Genomic DNA, 15,439 nt, shown 5'->3' on the forward strand with positions numbered 1-15,439 from the left:
GCCCCGCACGCAAGCGGCGCCGGGTCAGGCTCCCGCCAATTGCGGCGGGGCGTAACAACCTGTTAAAAAGACACCATGAAGGCGGCCGACGTAGCATCATGTCGGCCCCGGCCGGGCGGAACGGATGCGCGACGTGCGCCCGCCGCCACTGCCGCTTTCAACGCGCGACACCCCGTTCACCATGAAAATTGCCATCCTCGACGACTACCAGGACGCCGTCCGCAAGCTGAACTGCTTCGAGATGCTTGCCGGCCACGACGTGAAGGTCTTCAACAACACGGTGCGCGGCCTGGGACAGCTCGCCAGCCGCCTGGCGGAAGTCGAGGCGCTCGTGCTGATTCGTGAACGGACCCCGATTTCGTCGCAACTGCTCGCCAAGCTGCCGAACCTGCGGATGATCAGCCAGACCGGTCGCGTGTCGAGTCACATCGATCTCGAAGCCTGTACCGACCGCGGCATCGCGGTGCTCGAAGGCACCGGTTCGCCGGTCGCGCCCGCCGAGCTGACGTGGGCGCTCGTGATGGCCGCCCAGCGCCGCATCCCGCAATACGTCGCGAACCTGAAGCAGGGTGCCTGGCAGCAGTCGGGCCTGAAGACGTCGGCGCTGCCGCCGAACTTCGGCCTCGGCCAGGTGCTGCGCGGCCAGACGCTCGGCATCTGGGGCTACGGCAAGATCGGCCGGCTCGTCGCCGGCTACGGCAAGGCGTTCGGGATGAACGTGCTGATCTGGGGCCGCGAGCATTCGCTCGAAGCCGCACGCGCCGACGGCTACACGGCGGCCGAGAGCCGCGAAGCGCTGTTCGAGCAGAGCGACGTGCTGTCGCTGCACCTGCGCATGCACGACGACACGCGCGGGATCGTGAAGCAGGAAGACCTGATGCGGATGAAGCCGACGTCGCTGCTCGTCAACACGAGCCGCGCCGAGCTGCTCGAGGAAAACGCGCTCGTCAACGCGCTGTCGCACAACCGGCCGGGCATGGTCGCGATCGACGTGTTCGAAAGCGAGCCGATCCTGCAGGGCTACAGCCTGCTGCGGATGGAAAACGTGATCTGCACGCCGCACATCGGCTACGTCGAACGCGAAAGCTACGAGCTTTATTTCAGTGCAGCATTCCGCAACATTCTCGCGTTCGACGACGGCGACATGTCGAGCGTCGCCAACCCGGAAGCGCTGACGCCGATCCGCAAGCGCTGACCGCACGGGCTGCGCACGTCTCGCGGCCCTGCTCCTCCGTTCCCGATCGTCAGGCGGCCACGCGGCCGCCCGTCATCGCGCCGACGCGCGTGAGGAAATGCTCGCCGTCGCGCCGCCCGAGGTCGTACGCATGCCGCATCTGCTGCGGGCTCGTGTAATCCCAGCTCGAAATCGGCACCTTGCTCGACGGCTGTACATACAGCCGCCGCTGGTCGCCATGCGCGACCGTGAACATCTGCGGGCGCGGATACAGCCGCGTGACAAGCACCAGCACGTTGCCCGGCGACGGATCGAGCGCGTCGACCGGCACGTTGTCGACCATTCCGCCGTCGAGCACGGGCCGCCCACCGCGGCGCAACACCGGCGTAAACGGCGGTGTGCACGACGACTGCAGGATCAGGTCGGCAAGCTCGTCGACTTGCGTGCAGGCCTGCGCGCGCACGAACTCGGGCCGAAAGCCGAGCGTGCGCCCGAGCGTCGGGTGCAGCGTCTTGCGCACGTATTTCTCGATGTTGTACGCGACGAGCCCGGCGGCGACCGCGCTGCGCGCGCCGAGCCAGCGCGGCACGTGCGACACGCCGATGCGGATCTCCGGCGCGTCGGCCAGCTTCGCGAACGGCTCGCCGTAGATGTCGAGCAACGCCTGGCGATAGATCCGGTAATGCGGGAACACGGGCTCGCGCCCGAACAGGTTGCCCCAGTACGCGTTCTTCCGGTTGTGGCGCAGCGCCTCCTCGTAATAGCGCATCACCCATGCGGCGTCACGCGTATACAACATGCACGCGGTCGCCGCGCCGGCCGAGATGCCGGTGATCACGCGCGGGCGCAGGTCGAGCGCCGGCCGCGCGACATCCCAGAAGCCGGCCTGCCACCAGCAGCGATTGCCGCCGCCCGCAAAGACGATCTGGTCGAACATCGCGCCGCTCAGCTGACGAGCGCGTAGGTCGACGTCGCGTGGACGGCCATCTTGCCGTCCTCGTCGAACAGCTCGACTTCGCCGAACACGAGGTTGCGGCCCATCCGCAGCACGCGCGCGGTGACGAGCACGTCGCCCTTGCGCACGGGGCGCATGAAGTTGGTGTTCAGCGATACCGTCGTCATCGGCCGGAACTCGCCGAGCGCGGACGAGATCGCGACCACCATCGCGGTATCGGCGGCCGCCGTGAACACCTGACCGCAGATGATGCCGCCCGAATGGCGGAATTCGCCGGAAAACGGCAGGCGCAGCGTGACGCTGTCGTCGCCGATCGACACGGGGACCAGACCGAGCGAGCGGACCCACGGGGCCAGCAGGCGATCCAGCAACTCGCGGACTGCGTTTTCGTCCATCTTCGAATGTCCAGAAAGTGTTGCGCGACCGCCGCGCAACACGTGTGGCGTCATCATACCGGGAGCGCGCAAACTGCGATCGCTCGTTGCCGCGCCGGCAGCCGCCATCGGCGTGACGAAATATTTTCAGGAAATTTGCAGAAAGGTGTTGCCAAGCCCAAAAGGCTCGTGCATAATCTTTCTTCTGTTGGGGGCGTTAGCTCAGTTGGTAGAGCAGCGGACTCTTAATCCGTAGGTCGAGTGTTCGAGTCACTCACGCCCCACCAGGAATTTCAAAGGCCGGTCAGCGCAAGCTGACCGGCCTTTTCCTTTTTCGCCGCCGTATTCACGGCGCGCGCCATTCGCAGCATCGTTTCCGCTAGAATCGTCCGACAAATATCATACGACCGGCACAACGCACTGTCGTTTGCCCGCCGGCACTGAGAGAACATGGGACGTCAGACATGGAAGCATGCGAACGAGACGCGACCATTCAGAGGGGATGGTTGCGCCGATATCGGCCTGTCCGTCGGGACGAGCCGTTCATCCGATCACACCCGAATCCGCCGCGCGGCGCACGAACCGGATCGGGTCATGCCCGGTAAGGGCCCGCTCGTCGCGATGCTGCTCGGCGTCGTGCTGCTGGTGCTGGCCGGCGTGCTCGCCGTCACGGCCGGCGGCGCGACCGGCCGGCTGGTCCGCGCGCCGGGCACGGTCGTGCGCATCGTGCAGGACAGCGACGCGATGCGCGCGTACCGGCCGATCGTCGCGTACCTGTCGAACGACGGCCGGCGCCGTGAAGTTGCCGGCAATACCGCGTCGACCGTCCCCGCGTACGACATCGGCGAGAACGTCGATGTGCTGCTCGACCCCGACCATCCCGACCGCCCCGCGCTGATCGACGATTTCGCGCAACACTGGTTTCCGGTGGTCGTGCCGGCACTGCTCGCTGTCGTATCGCTCGCGATCGGCGGCCTGCTGATCGCCGGCGAGCGTCGCCGCCGGCAATTCGACCCCGCACCGCCGACCCGCGCCGCACGCAGGGCGACGCGGCGCCGCTGGAATATCGCGATCGTGCTGATCCCGGTCGCGATCGGCACGGGCTTTCTCGCCGGCGCCGGCGCGGCCGGCCTGCGCCAGTGGCAGATCGTCCATCACTATGCGCGCTCGACCGGCCATGTCGTCGAGATCGCGACGAACGGAAAATCGTCGCGGTCGCGCACGTCGCTGTATTCGGCGATCGTCGCGTTTACGACCGACAGCGGGCGGCTGATCACGTTCGCGCAGGGCTCGGCGTCGTCGCATCCGGGCTTGCACGAAGGCGATGCGGTCAACGTGCTGTACGACCCCGTCACCCCCGAGCGCGCAATCGTCGACCGCTTCTGGGATCGCTGGGGCCTCACGACGATCCTGTTCGCGATCGGCGCGCCGTTCGTCGCGGCCGGGTTGTTCGTCGCCGCGACGCTGTGGCCCGATCACCGGCCGCACGAAGCCGCCCATTGATGCACGCGCGGCACGGCGGTCGTCACGCCGCGCCGCTTCACCGCTCCCGAAACGCCTCCACCTTCGCGCGATTCCCGCAGGTCCGCATGTCGCACCAGCGGCGCCCGACGCCGCGGCCGCGATCGACGAAGAACCACGTACACCGGCCGCACTGCCGCACGCGCACGAAATCGTCGCTGCGCAGCAACTGCTCGAAGCCGAGCGCGGCCGCATCGATCCAGCGCGACGCGGCACGCGCGTCGGGCCGCCACGCGAAACGGCCGTCGACCGCGTCGAACGCACTGCGCCCGATCGCTTCGCGGATCGCCACCGCAAGCCGGTCCACTACGCGCGCACCGGCGCCGCCGCCCCCGGCCGTCAGGTGCGCGACCGCGACATACGCATCGTCGCGAAAGCGACGCAGCGCAGCCAGCTCGTCAGGCCCGTCCTGCCGCGGATGACGCAGCAGCCGCGCCAGATCGTCCGGCGCCAGCAATCCCGATTGCTCCGCCCACGCGCGCACGGCCGGCCAGTCGACGAGCTTGTCCTCGTCGCGCGTCTTGCCCGTGTCGGCCACCGTATTGAGAAAATCGAGCGCCGGATGGCCGCCGACGAAATCGGCCGCACCCCATGCGTGCGCGTGTCGCGCAGGCTCGGATCGAGTAACCATTTAATTTCACCTATAGGTTTCATATCCGGAGAATCCGGCGTAACCTGTTAACAACCAAAACAGGTTAGCACGGAGAAGCCGATGCTCGAACTCGCGAATCGCTTCAATTTCGAAGGCCACCGGATTGCATGGGGCGCGCTCGGGGAAGGCCCGCCGCTCGTGCTCGTGCACGGCACGCCGTTTTCGTCGCAGGTGTGGCGCCGGATCGCACCGTGGCTCGCGCGGCGGCATCGCGTGTATTTCTACGACCTGCTCGGCTACGGCCAGTCCGACATGCCGGACGCCGACGTATCGCTCGGCCGACAGAACGCGTTGTTCGGCGCAATGCTGAACGAGTGGGGAATTTCGCGGCCACGCGTGCTCGCGCACGACTACGGCGGCGCCACCGTGTTGCGCGCGCACTTTCTCGACGGCATCGCGTATGCGGATCTCACGCTCGTGAACCCGGTCGCGATCGCACCGCAAGGCTCGCCGTTCGTGCGGCACGTCGCGCAGCACGAAGCCGCATTCACCGGCTTGCCCGCGTATGCGCATCACGCTCTCCTGACGGCCTATCTCGGCAATGCAGTGGCGCGGCCGCTGGGCGACGAAGCGCTATCGATCTACCGTGCACCGTGGCTCACGCCGGCCGGCCAGGCCGCGTTCTATCGCCAGATCGCGCAGATGCGCCAGCGCTACATCGAGGAAGCCGAGGCGCGCTACGCGCCGCCGGACTTCCCCGTGCGCATCGTGTGGGGCGAGGACGACGCGTGGATTCCGCTCGAGCAGGGGCAGGCGCTTGCCGATCGCATCGCGAACGGCACGCTGATCAGGGTGCCGCGCGCCGGGCACCTGGTCCAGGAGGATGCACCGGAGGCGATCGTCGCCGCGGTACTGGATGGGCACGCGCCGGACTGAACGCCATCGGCATCGCGTGCCGCATCAAAACGCCGGCACGCCCTGCGCGAGCGTCGCGACGAACTTCGCGGTGCGCGGGTCGCGCGGCCGGCCGAACAGGTCGCGCGATGCGCCGGCTTCGACGATGCGGCCGTCGGCGAGGAATACCGCGTCGTGCGCGATCGACGCGGCCAGGCGCAAGTCGTGCGTGGCCATCAGCATCGTCGTGCCTTCGCGCGCGAGCTGGCGCAGCACCTCGACCACTTCGACGGACAGCTCCGGATCGAGCGCCGACGTCGGCTCGTCGCACAACAGCACCTGCGGAGACGGCGCGAGCGCCCGTGCGATCGCGACGCGCTGCTGCTGTCCGCCCGACAGCGTGGCCGGCCATCCATCGGCCTTGTCCGCGATACCGACCTTGTCGAGCAACGCGAGCGCCCGCTCGCGCGCCCGTTCGCGCGGCCAGCGCTGCACGGTCACGAGCCCTTCCATCACGTTCTGCACGACACTCAGGTGCGGAAACAACTGGAAGTTCTGGAACACCATGCCGGTCTGCCTGCGCACCGCGAACACCGCGTCGCGCGACGGCCGGCGCCCCGGCGCGAATTCGATGCGCGCATCGCCGACCGTGAGCGTACCGGCCTCCGGCACTTCGAGCAGGTTCACGCAGCGCAGCAGCGTGCTCTTGCCGCTGCCGGACGGCCCGATCAGCGCGGTCACGCTGCCCGGCTGCAACGCGAGGTCGATCCCGCTCAGCACGCGATGCGCGCCGAACGACTTGTCGATATGGTCGAGACGAATCACCGCAACTCCGCCTGGAACAGCGCATGCCGACCGAAGCGGGCTTCGAGGCGACGTTGCAGCGTGGACAGCACCGAACTGAACAGCAGATAGATCAGCGCGGCTTCGGTATAGAGGATCAACGGCTCGTAGGTCACGGCCGCGATCCGCTGCGCAGCCTGGAAAATCTCGGGCACGGTCAGCACGGCTGCGAGCGACGTGTCCTTCACGAGCGAGATGAACGAGTTCGACAGTGCGGGCAGCGCCACGCGCGCGGCCTGCGGCAGGATCGCGCGACGCAGCGCCTGCGCGCGCGTCATCGCCATCGAGTACGCGGCTTCCCACTGCCCCTTCGGCATCGATTCGATCACGCCGCGGATCACCTCGGCGTTGTATGCGCCGACGTTCAGCGAGAAGCCGATCACGGCGGCCGTCAGCGGGTCGAGCACGATGCCGACGTTCGGCAATCCGTAGAAGATCACGAACAGCTGCACGAGCAACGGCGAGCCGCGGAACAGCCAGATATAGAAGCGCACGGCAGCCTGCGCCCAGCGCGGCCCGAACAGCCGCGTGAGCGCCGCGCCGAATGCGAGCAGCAGGCCGATCGCGAACGACGCGAGCGTGAGCGGAACCGTGAACACGAGCCCCGCGTAAAGCAGGGGTCGCAGCGATTCCGCCATCAGGTGCAGCCAGGCCGGCATCGTTCAGCCTCGCGTCACGGCTGCGACACGTCGCGGCCGAAGTACTTCTGCGAGATCTTCGCGTAGGTACCGTCCGCCTTGATGTCCGCGAGCGCCTTGTCGATCGCGGCCACCAGCGCGGGGCTGCCCTTGCGCAACAGCACGCCGGACGCGTCGCCGGCGCCGCTCTTGTCGGTCGCCGCGATCTTCAGTTTCGCGTCGGGCTTGTGCTTGCGGAAATCGAGGTACGACAGCGAATCGTTGATCGTCGCGTCGACACGCCCGGACGTCAGCAGGTCGATCGATTCGTTGAAGCCCTGTACGGGCACCACGTCGGCGCCATGCGCGGCCGCGAGCTTGCCGAAATTGCTCGTCAGCGTGTTCGCGGATTTCTTGCCCTTCAGGTCGTCGAACGAGCGGATCGTCGTGTTGTCCGCGCGCACGATCAGCACCGCGTGCGACGTGATATACGGCGACGAGAAATCGTATTTCGCCTTGCGCGCGTCGGTGATCGACACTTCATTGACGACCGCGTCGTAGCGGTTCACGTCGAGGCCCGCGATCAGGCCGTCCCACTTGCCTTCGACGAACTGCGGCTTCACGCCGAGGCGCTGCGCGATCGCCGTGGCGATATCGACGTCGAAACCCGTCAGCTTGCCCGTTTCGTCGTGGTACGTGAACGGCGCGTAGGTGCCTTCGGTGCCGACCCGGAACACGCCGGCCGATTTGATCTGCGACAGGTCGTCGGCAGCCAGCGCACTGGTGGCCGCGGTGGCCTGCAGCAGTGCGACGATCAGGATGGAACGGAGGAATTTCATGGTGCGGACCCCGAATGATTGGAGAGAATCATCCCGCCGGCATGCATGCGCCGTTCGAGAGGTCCGCGAATTCTACCGACGCGCCGGGACGCGGCAAAAACGCAAATCGGCTAACGATATGACCGCGACGAATAACGCGCCGGCCAGCCCCTCTCATCCCGCAGATGAAATCCGTCGCGATGCGGCGCGGCAATCGTCCGACGATTCGTTACCGTCGGTTACAGAAGCGACACCGCGGTATCACCCGTTCGGCATGCGCTACGTACCATGAAGGCAGGTAAAACTGTTGCTCGCGGGCCTTGCCCCCGCGAACGGAGTGAACGGCAAATGAAACGCATCCTGTTCTCCAGTGCCGTCGGCCTCGCGGCCGCCTGCCTGTCGGCAAGCGCATTCGCGCACGCCGACGTCGGCGTGTACTTCGGCGTGCCGGGGCCGGTGATCGAGGCGCCACCGCCTGTCTACTACACGCCGCCGCCTGTCGTGTACGAGCCGGCACCCGCCTATTACGGCCCGTACTACGGCGAATATCGCTACCGCCGCTACCGGCACGACAACGGCTGGCATCGCGGCTGGCGACATCACCGCGACGACGACGATTGACGTCGCCCGGCGGCCATCGCGGCCGCATCCCGCCCCGGGGAAATTCCGCGCGCCGGCCTTCGAGCCGGCGCGCGCGCATCACACGCCGCTTACCACGGCAGCGAATACGTCTTCGTATTCGTGAAGCTCTTCATCGCTTCCTGCACGCCTTCCTTGTACCCGAGCCCCGAATCCTTCACGCCGCCGAACGGCGTCAGTTCGAGCCGGTAGCCCGGCACCTCGCGCACGTTCACGCTGCCGACTTCCAGCTCGGTGATGAAGCGCGTGATGTTGTCGAAGCGATTCGTGCACACCGATGACGACAGCGCATAGTCGGTGCTGTTCGACATCCGGATCGCTTCGTCGATGTCGCTAAAGCGCATGATCGGCGACACGGGGCCGAAGGTTTCATACTTCACGAGCGGCATGTCGGGCGTCACGCGATCGATCACCGTCGGCGAATACAGTGCGCCGTTGCGCACGTTGCCGACCAGCAGCCGCGCGCCGCGCGCAATCGCATCGTTCACCTGCTGCTCGCAGAACTTCGCGGCCGCCTCGTCGATCACCGTGCCCATGTCGACCGACGGATCGGACGGATTGCCGTACGACCACGCACGCGTCTTCTCGACGACGAGTTCCGTGAAGCGATCGGCCACCGATTCATGCACGAGCATCCGCTTGATCGCCGTGCAGCGCTGCCCCGAGTTCTTGTACGACCCCGACACCGCGAGCGTGCTCGCTTCGTCGAGATCGGCATCCTCCATCACGATGATCGGATCGTTGCCGCCGAGCTCGAGCACCGCGCGCCGGTAGCCCATGCGCGACGCGATCGACTTGCCGATCGACACGCCGCCCGTGAACGTGATCAGGTCGATCGCCGGGTTCGTGATCAGTTCGTCGGCAATCTCCTTCGGGTCGCCGGTAATCACCTGCAGCATCTGCGGCGGCAAGCTGGCTTCGTACAGGATGTCCGCAAAGAGATAGCACGACAGCGGCACCTTCTCCGACGGCTTCACGACGATCCGGTTGTTGGTCGCGACCGACGGCACGATCTTGTGCGCGACCTGGTTCATCGGATGGTTGAACGGCGTGATCGCCGAAATCACGCCGAGCAGCGGATCGCGCTGCGTGTACACGCGACGCTTCTTGCCGTGCGGCGTCAGATCGCACGAGAAGATCTGGCCGTCGTCCTTCAGCACCTCGCCCGCGCCGAACGTCAGCACGTCGGCCACGCGGCCCGCCTCGTACGTCGAATCCTTGATGCACAGCCCGGCCTCGGCCGTGATCAGCGCCGCGATCTCCGCGGTGCGCGCACGCACGATCTCGGCCGCGCGGCGCAGGATCGCCGCGCGCTCGTGGCGCGTGAGCGTCGGCCGGTATGCACGCGCGACCGCGAATGCGCGCCGCACGTCGTCCAGCGTCGCCTTCGGCACGGTGCCGACCAGCGAGCCGTCGTACGGATTTCGCACGTCGATGACCGCGTCCCGATGAATCCGTTCTCCATTGATTCGCAGTGCTTCGCGTCGAATCCCGCGGACGTCCGTCGATGCTGCAATGGCGTTCATGAGTGTGTCCCCTTACGGATGCATGCGTATCACTGCAGGTGGTTGAGCGCGATGTCGATGATGTCGAAGTTGCGCAGCCGCGCGCGGCCCGTGACGTCGGTCGCGACCGGCTTGCTGAAGATCAGCGGCACGATCTGCTCGGAGATGCCGCCGTGCGAGCGCAGCGGCACGTCGAGGCCCGACAGGTCGTGCTTGATGCGGCGCGTGCCGAGCACGACGTCCTGCTTCGAGATCACGATCAGGTCGCCCATCCGCGCGGGCGGCAGCTCGAAACGCGCGCAGCCTTCGGCGCCCGTCAGCACGACCTCGATGCCGTCGACCGCGGCAAGCCGTGCGCGCAGCGCGTCGGCATCGGCCGTCGGCGGCACGTAGACGGTCGCGAACGAGCCGAGCGCGCCGTGGTGCACGACGTACGGATCGGTGATCGGCAGGATCACGCGCGCGGCGTCGTGGCCGAGCCACTCGTCGAACAGCTCCTGCAGGTAGATCACGTTCGGCTCGCCGGTCTCGCCGTCGTGCTTCGCGTTCATCCCGTGGTCGGCCGTGATCGCGACGATCGCGCCGAGTTCGTCGAGACGCCGCAGGTAGGTGTCCATCATCGCGTAGAACGCGTTCGCGCCTTCCGTGCCGGGCGCGCACTTGTGCTGCACGTAGTCGGTGGTCGACAGGTACATCAGGTCGATCGGGCGCGTCTCGAGCAGGCGCACGCCGGCCGCGAACACGAATTCCGACAGGTCCGCGCTGTACACGCTCGGCACCGGCTTGCCGACCAGCTCGAGCACGTTGTCGATGCCGTTTTCCTCGACGCTCGCCTCGTCGGCCTTTTCCGACGAGAAGCAGATGCCCTTCAGCCCCTTGCCGAGCAGGCGGCGCAGCTTGTCCTTCGCGGTGACGACCGCGACGCGCGCGCCCTGATCGGCGAAGGTCGCGAGCACGGTCGGCGCGACCAGGTACTTCGGATCGTTCATCAGCACCTCGGCGCCGGTGTCGCGATCGTAGAAGTAGTTGCCGCTTATCCCGTGGATCGCCGGCGGCACGCCGGTCACAATCGACAGGTTGTTCGGGTTCGTGAAGCTCGGCACCACGCACTCGCCCTTGAGCGCCGTGCCCGGCTTCAGCAGCGTGCGCAGGAACGGCGCGACGCCGGCCTGAGCGGCTTCTTCCAGATATTCGTATGCGCAGCCATCGACGCAGACGACCACCACGGGCCGGCTCATCCAGTTGTAGCGGCGGCCGTTCACTTCCACGGATACAGGCGTTTCACTCATGACGTTCATTCCTTTCAGGTCGAAGGGTGTGAGCCGTCGGCGCCCGCGCCGCGCCGAAGGGAGGTGTTTTCCATGCTTGACATTAAAATTGATGATTTGTAGATTGTCAACAACATGCAGAGAACAGAAAGCAAAACAACGTAGCAGCAAGAGGGCTGGTCTCCACTCATCCGCCGTGTGCCGCGGCGCCACATTCAAGGGGTCTGAAGATGAACGAAGTGCCGGTAAACAAGCGTTTGAATGCAGGGGCGGCGGGCGCGGCCCGTTTCGCGCTGGCCGCGGCGGTCGCGCTCGGCGCCGCGCAGGCGGCGCACGCGAAGACGTCGCTGCTCGTCTACACCGCGCTGGAAGACGAGGCGATGAAGCCCTACAAGGACGCATTCGAGAAAGCGAACCCCGATATCGAGATCCGCTGGGTGCGCGACTCGACCGGCTCGGTCACCGCGAAGCTGCTCGCGGAGAAGAACAACCCGCGCGCGGACGTCGTGCTCGGCCTCGCCGCATCGAGCCTCACGCTGCTCGACCTGCAGGGCATGCTGATGCCGTACACGCCGAAGGGCTTCGACCAGCTCACGCGCAAGTACAGCGACGCGAATACGCCGCCGCACTGGGTCGGCATGGACGTGTGGGGCGCGACGATCTGCTACAACCGCGTTGCCGCGCAGGCGAAGAACATTCCGAAACCGACGTCGTGGGAAGACCTGACGAAGCCGGTCTACAAAGGCGCGATCGTGATGCCGAGCCCCGTGTCGTCGGGCACCGGCTACCTCGACGTGACCGCATGGCTGCAGACCTTCGGCGATGACAAGGGCTGGAAATTCATGGACGCGCTCGACAAGAACGTCGCGCAGTACGTCCATTCGGGCTCGAAGCCGTGCACGCTCGCCGGCACCGGCGAATTCCCGATCGGCATCTCGTTCGAGTTCCGCGGCCACGAACTGCAGGCGCAGGGTGCACCGATCGATCTCGTGTTCCCGAAGGAAGGGCTCGGCTGGGACATGGAAGGCACGGCGATCATGAAGACGACGAAGCAGCCCGATGCGGCGAAGAAGCTCGCCGACTTCATGGCGAGCAAGGACGCGAACCAGATCACCGCGCGCTGGTGGGCGATCGTCGCGTATCCGGGCGTCGCGCGGAAGCTGGCCGGCATCCCCGACAACTACTCGGACCTGCTCGTGAAGAACGACTTCGTGTGGTCAGCGAAGAACCGCCAGTCGATCCTCGATACGTGGCAGAAGCGCTACGGGGCGAAGGCGCAGCAATAACGCGGCAACCGGTAGCGGGGCCGCGCAGCGCGCCGCCCCGCCCGTCCCCTCGTCGAATCCGGCCTCCGGGCCGCCCCAGCATGGAGGCGCGCATGGCACCTTACCTGAGCGTAGAACGCATCGAGAAGCGGTACAACGACACGCAGGTCCTCACCGACATCAACCTGAGCGTGATGAAGGGCGAGATGATCTGTTTCCTCGGGCCGTCCGGCTGCGGAAAAACCACGCTGCTGCGGATCATCGCGGGGCTCGAGACGCAGAACGCCGGCCAGATCATGCAGGACGGCCGCGACATCTCGCGGCTGCCGCCGCAACTGCGCGACTACGGCATCGTGTTCCAGTCGTACGCGCTGTTCCCGAACCTCACCGTGTACGACAACGTCGCGTACGGGCTCGTGAACCGCAGGATGAAGCGCGATGCGATCCACGAGCGCGTGCACACGCTGCTCGCGCTGGTCGGCCTGCCCGACAGCCATCGCAAGCATCCCGGCCAGCTGTCCGGCGGCCAGCAGCAGCGGATCGCACTGGCGCGTGCGCTCGCGACATCCCCCGGCCTGCTGCTGCTCGACGAGCCGCTGTCGGCGCTCGATGCGCGCGTGCGCGTGCGGCTGCGCCAGGAGATCCGCGCGCTGCAGCAGCGGCTCGGCGTGACGACCATCATGGTCACGCACGACCAGGAAGAAGCGCTGTCGATGGCCGACCGCATCGTCGTGATGAACCACGGCGTGATCGAGCAGATCGGCACGCCGCTCGAAATCTACCGGCAGCCGGCTTCGCCGTTCGTCGCGGACTTCATCGGCCGCGTCAACACGATTCCCGCCGAAGTCGCGCAGGACGGCACGCTGCGCGCGGGCGCGGTCGGCCTCGACTGCCGCCACGGCGCGGCCCGCCCCGCGCAAGGCGCGGCGGTATCGGTCTACGTACGGCCCGAGGACCTGCGCATCCGCGTGCCGGGTGAAACGGCCGACAACGTGCTGGCCGGCCGCGTCGAGAAGCTCGAGTTCCTCGGCGCGTTCTGCCGCGTGAGCTTCCGGATCGACGGGCTCGACGGCCAGGAGATCGTCGCCGACCTGTCGTATCACGACGTCGACCGCACCGGCGTGCAGGCCGGCGCGCGCATCGACCTCGCGCTCGATCGCGAGCATGTCCGCGTGTTCCCGTGCGCGAAGGAGCGACTGCAATGAGCACCGTCCTCACCGAGCGCCGCCGCGGCGCCTCCGCCCCCGCCGACGTGCGGCAGATCACGCACTGGCACGACCGCATCGCACAGCTCGCGCTCGTCGCGATGGCCGCGCTGATGTCGCTGTTCCTGCTGCTGCCGCTCGCGCTCGTCGTGCAGAAATGCTTCGTCGACGCGGACGGGCGCTTCGTCGGCGCGCACAACTTCGTCGAGTATCTCGAGGACAGCGGCGTGCTGCGCTCGATGCTGCATTCGCTGACGGTCGGCGCACTCGTCACGATGATCGTCGTGCCGATGGCGTTCACGTTCGCGTATGCGCTGACGCGCTCGTGCATGCCGCTGAAGAACGCCGCGCGCACGATCGCGCTGCTGCCGCTGCTTGCGCCGACGCTGCTGTCGGCCGTGTCGTTCATCTACTGGTTCGGCAACGCGGGGCTGCTGAAGCCGCTGCTGCACGGCCATTCGATCTACGGGCTGCCCGGTATCGTGCTGAGCATGGTGTACGCGTCGTTCCCGCACGTGCTGATGATCCTCGTCACCGCGCTGTCGCTCGCGGACGGCCGGCTCTACGAGGCCGCCGACGCGATGGGCACGAGTCGCATCCGCAAGTTCTTCACGATCACGCTGCCCGGTGCGAAGTACGGGCTGATCAGCGCGACGATGGTCGCGTTCACGATGTGCATCAACGACTTCGGCGTGCCGGTCGTGATCGGCGGCTCGTACAACGTGCTGTCGACCGACATCTACAAGCTGATCATCGGGCTGCAGGAATTCAACCGCAGCGCGGTCGTGAGCCTGATGCTGCTGTGTCCGGCGCTGGTCGCGTTCGGCGTCGACTTCTTCATCCGTCGCCGCCAGCAATCGCAGCTCGGTGCGCGCTCGACGCCGTACCAGCCGAAGCCGTCGCGCGGCTTCGACGCCGCGATGCTCGCGTACTGCACGCTCGTGTGCGCGTTCTTCGTCGCGGTGGTCGGCATCTCGGTATTCGCGTCGTTCGTGAAGTTCTGGCCGTACCAGATGAGCGTCGGGCTGCAGCACTACGAGATGGGGCTGATCGGCGCCGGCATCTTCGACGCGTACAAGAACAGCCTGCGGATGGCCGCGACGGTGGCGGCCGGCGGCACGATCGTCGTGTTCGGCGGCGCCTACCTGATCGAGAAGACGCGCGGCGCACGCTGGCTGCGCGGCTTCATCAGCCTGTGCGCGATCCTGCCGATGGGCGTGCCGGGGCTCGTGCTCGGCATCAGCTACATCTTCCTGTTCAACGCGCCGGGCAATCCGCTGAACGGGCTGTACGGTTCGCTGTGGCTGCTCGCGATCGTCACGGTCGTTCACTACTACGCGTCGAGCCACCTCACCGCCGTGACCGCGCTCAGGCAGATCGACAGCGAGTTCGAGGCCGTGTCCGCGTCGCTGAAGGTGCCGTTCTACAAGACCTTCCTGCGCGTGACGGTGCCCGTGTGCCTGCCCGCGATCCTGCTGATCGCGCGCTACCTGTTCGTCAACGGGATGACGACGGTCTCGGCCGTCGCGTTCCTCTACTCGCCGGACACGCAGCCCGCATCGGTCGCGATCCTGAACCTCGACGACGCGGGCCAGATGGGCCCGGCCGCCGCGATGGCCACGCTCGTGCTCGCGACCTCGTCGTTCGCGTGCGTGCTGTTCGCCTGCATCTCGCATCGACTGTTGCGCCGTACGCAGGCCTGGCGCAACCCGCATCGCCACTGATTTTTTAGCCGCATTCACGTGACGTCCCGACTTCATCAAGGAGAC

Annotated in this window: 15 protein-coding genes and 1 tRNA gene; 8 read left to right on the top strand and 8 right to left on the bottom strand. The window is 66.9% G+C overall.

All coding sequences use genetic code 11. From position 1 onward, the window contains the following. Window positions 1–181 precede the first annotated feature (181 nt). Window positions 182–1,195 (top strand): D-2-hydroxyacid dehydrogenase family protein, encoded by a 1,014-nt coding sequence (locus AC5LXX_RS16130; RefSeq protein ID WP_034179363.1) that lies wholly within the window; start codon window positions 182–184, stop codon window positions 1,193–1,195. 49 nt (window positions 1,196–1,244) lie between these two features. Here the strand turns inward: AC5LXX_RS16130 and AC5LXX_RS16135 are convergent, their stop codons facing one another. Both AC5LXX_RS16135 and AC5LXX_RS16140 read right to left on the bottom strand, forming a co-directional pair. Next, complete coding sequence (locus AC5LXX_RS16135; RefSeq protein ID WP_493410085.1) at window positions 1,245–2,111, bottom strand: patatin-like phospholipase family protein; 867 nt, start codon at window positions 2,109–2,111, stop codon at window positions 1,245–1,247. Window positions 2,112–2,119: 8 nt separating this feature from the next. Further along, window positions 2,120–2,524 carry a PaaI family thioesterase gene (locus tag AC5LXX_RS16140; RefSeq protein ID WP_034201217.1) on the bottom strand — a complete coding sequence of 135 codons (405 nt, stop codon included), beginning with the start codon at window positions 2,522–2,524 and terminating at the stop codon, window positions 2,120–2,122. 190 nt (window positions 2,525–2,714) lie between these two features. Between AC5LXX_RS16140 and AC5LXX_RS16145 the strand changes: the two genes are divergently transcribed. Both AC5LXX_RS16145 and AC5LXX_RS16150 read left to right on the top strand, forming a co-directional pair. Then, window positions 2,715–2,790, top strand: a tRNA-Lys gene (locus tag AC5LXX_RS16145). Window positions 2,791–2,953: 163 nt separating this feature from the next. Then, window positions 2,954–4,006 carry a DUF3592 domain-containing protein gene (locus AC5LXX_RS16150; RefSeq protein ID WP_493410086.1) on the top strand — a complete coding sequence of 351 codons (1,053 nt, stop codon included), beginning with the start codon at window positions 2,954–2,956 and terminating at the stop codon, window positions 4,004–4,006. Between the two features lie 37 nt (window positions 4,007–4,043). Here the strand turns inward: AC5LXX_RS16150 and AC5LXX_RS16155 are convergent, their stop codons facing one another. Further along, complete coding sequence (locus AC5LXX_RS16155) at window positions 4,044–4,655, bottom strand: CGNR zinc finger domain-containing protein (RefSeq protein WP_493410087.1); 612 nt, start codon at window positions 4,653–4,655, stop codon at window positions 4,044–4,046. Between the two features lie 81 nt (window positions 4,656–4,736). Here AC5LXX_RS16155 and AC5LXX_RS16160 point away from each other — a divergent pair, with 81 nt between their 5' ends. Next, a complete protein-coding gene (locus AC5LXX_RS16160) occupies window positions 4,737–5,552 on the top strand; it encodes an alpha/beta fold hydrolase (protein ID WP_493410088.1) in 816 nt (271 codons plus the stop codon). Window positions 5,553–5,576: 24 nt separating this feature from the next. Here AC5LXX_RS16160 and AC5LXX_RS16165 read toward each other — a convergent pair whose 3' ends face one another. From AC5LXX_RS16165 to AC5LXX_RS16175, 3 genes are read right to left on the bottom strand one after another with little or no spacing between them, the layout of a single operon-like run. Beyond that, window positions 5,577–6,335, bottom strand: a complete 759-nt coding sequence (locus tag AC5LXX_RS16165) for an amino acid ABC transporter ATP-binding protein (RefSeq protein WP_493410089.1) — start codon at window positions 6,333–6,335, stop codon at window positions 5,577–5,579. Further along, complete coding sequence (locus AC5LXX_RS16170) at window positions 6,332–7,012, bottom strand: amino acid ABC transporter permease (protein WP_059232887.1); 681 nt, start codon at window positions 7,010–7,012, stop codon at window positions 6,332–6,334. Before AC5LXX_RS16170 ends, AC5LXX_RS16165 begins: the two co-directional genes overlap by 4 nt. A gap of 14 nt (window positions 7,013–7,026) precedes the next feature. Next, window positions 7,027–7,809: an amino acid ABC transporter substrate-binding protein gene (locus AC5LXX_RS16175; RefSeq protein ID WP_493401890.1), complete on the bottom strand. Its 783-nt coding sequence runs from the start codon at window positions 7,807–7,809 to the stop codon at window positions 7,027–7,029. 327 nt (window positions 7,810–8,136) lie between these two features. Between AC5LXX_RS16175 and AC5LXX_RS16180 the strand changes: the two genes are divergently transcribed. Further along, window positions 8,137–8,409: a hypothetical protein gene (locus AC5LXX_RS16180; RefSeq protein ID WP_124455792.1), complete on the top strand. Its 273-nt coding sequence runs from the start codon at window positions 8,137–8,139 to the stop codon at window positions 8,407–8,409. 89 nt (window positions 8,410–8,498) lie between these two features. Here the strand turns inward: AC5LXX_RS16180 and phnY are convergent, their stop codons facing one another. Both phnY and phnA read right to left on the bottom strand, forming a co-directional pair. Continuing rightward, window positions 8,499–9,953, bottom strand: a complete 1,455-nt coding sequence (gene phnY, locus AC5LXX_RS16185; RefSeq protein WP_493410090.1) for a phosphonoacetaldehyde dehydrogenase — start codon at window positions 9,951–9,953, stop codon at window positions 8,499–8,501. Window positions 9,954–9,982: 29 nt separating this feature from the next. Then, the gene (gene phnA / locus AC5LXX_RS16190) at window positions 9,983–11,221 is read right to left on the bottom strand and encodes a phosphonoacetate hydrolase (RefSeq protein ID WP_322082912.1); all 1,239 of its coding nucleotides are present in this window, start codon (window positions 11,219–11,221) and stop codon (window positions 9,983–9,985) included. A 209-nt stretch (window positions 11,222–11,430) separates the two neighbouring features. On the opposite strand from phnA, the gene AC5LXX_RS16195 reads away from it, so the two are divergent. The 3 genes from AC5LXX_RS16195 to AC5LXX_RS16205 all read left to right on the top strand — a co-directional run bounded on the left by AC5LXX_RS16195 (window position 11,431) and on the right by AC5LXX_RS16205 (window position 15,394). Further along, entirely contained in the window at window positions 11,431–12,486 is a 1,056-nt protein-coding gene (locus tag AC5LXX_RS16195; protein WP_493410091.1) for a putative 2-aminoethylphosphonate ABC transporter substrate-binding protein, read from the top strand. 92 nt (window positions 12,487–12,578) lie between these two features. Continuing rightward, complete coding sequence (locus AC5LXX_RS16200; protein ID WP_322082911.1) at window positions 12,579–13,670, top strand: putative 2-aminoethylphosphonate ABC transporter ATP-binding protein; 1,092 nt, start codon at window positions 12,579–12,581, stop codon at window positions 13,668–13,670. Next, window positions 13,667–15,394 (top strand): putative 2-aminoethylphosphonate ABC transporter permease subunit, encoded by a 1,728-nt coding sequence (locus AC5LXX_RS16205; RefSeq protein WP_493410092.1) that lies wholly within the window; start codon window positions 13,667–13,669, stop codon window positions 15,392–15,394. The genes AC5LXX_RS16200 and AC5LXX_RS16205 overlap by 4 nt, the downstream gene beginning before the upstream one ends. The last annotated feature ends 45 nt before the right edge of the window (window positions 15,395–15,439 follow it).

Source organism: Burkholderia torrens (genome assembly GCF_984668525.1).

Bases quoted from the DNA above. Each gene is read 5' to 3' on its own strand.
- AC5LXX_RS16130 (WP_034179363.1), top strand. From the start codon at position 182: ATGAAAATTGCCATCCTCGACGACTACCAGGACGCCGTCCGCAAGCTG.
- AC5LXX_RS16135 (WP_493410085.1), bottom strand. From the start codon at position 2,111: ATGTTCGACCAGATCGTCTTTGCGGGCGGCGGCAATCGCTGCTGGTGG.
- AC5LXX_RS16140 (WP_034201217.1), bottom strand. From the start codon at position 2,524: ATGGACGAAAACGCAGTCCGCGAGTTGCTGGATCGCCTGCTGGCCCCG.
- AC5LXX_RS16150 (WP_493410086.1), top strand. From the start codon at position 2,954: ATGGGACGTCAGACATGGAAGCATGCGAACGAGACGCGACCATTCAGA.
- AC5LXX_RS16155 (WP_493410087.1), bottom strand. From the start codon at position 4,655: ATGGTTACTCGATCCGAGCCTGCGCGACACGCGCACGCATGGGGTGCG.
- AC5LXX_RS16160 (WP_493410088.1), top strand. From the start codon at position 4,737: ATGCTCGAACTCGCGAATCGCTTCAATTTCGAAGGCCACCGGATTGCA.
- AC5LXX_RS16170 (WP_059232887.1), bottom strand. From the start codon at position 7,012: ATGCCGGCCTGGCTGCACCTGATGGCGGAATCGCTGCGACCCCTGCTT.
- AC5LXX_RS16175 (WP_493401890.1), bottom strand. From the start codon at position 7,809: ATGAAATTCCTCCGTTCCATCCTGATCGTCGCACTGCTGCAGGCCACC.
- AC5LXX_RS16180 (WP_124455792.1), top strand. From the start codon at position 8,137: ATGAAACGCATCCTGTTCTCCAGTGCCGTCGGCCTCGCGGCCGCCTGC.
- phnY (WP_493410090.1), bottom strand. From the start codon at position 9,953: ATGAACGCCATTGCAGCATCGACGGACGTCCGCGGGATTCGACGCGAA.
- phnA (WP_322082912.1), bottom strand. From the start codon at position 11,221: ATGAGTGAAACGCCTGTATCCGTGGAAGTGAACGGCCGCCGCTACAAC.
- AC5LXX_RS16195 (WP_493410091.1), top strand. From the start codon at position 11,431: ATGAACGAAGTGCCGGTAAACAAGCGTTTGAATGCAGGGGCGGCGGGC.
- AC5LXX_RS16200 (WP_322082911.1), top strand. From the start codon at position 12,579: ATGGCACCTTACCTGAGCGTAGAACGCATCGAGAAGCGGTACAACGAC.
- AC5LXX_RS16205 (WP_493410092.1), top strand. From the start codon at position 13,667: ATGAGCACCGTCCTCACCGAGCGCCGCCGCGGCGCCTCCGCCCCCGCC.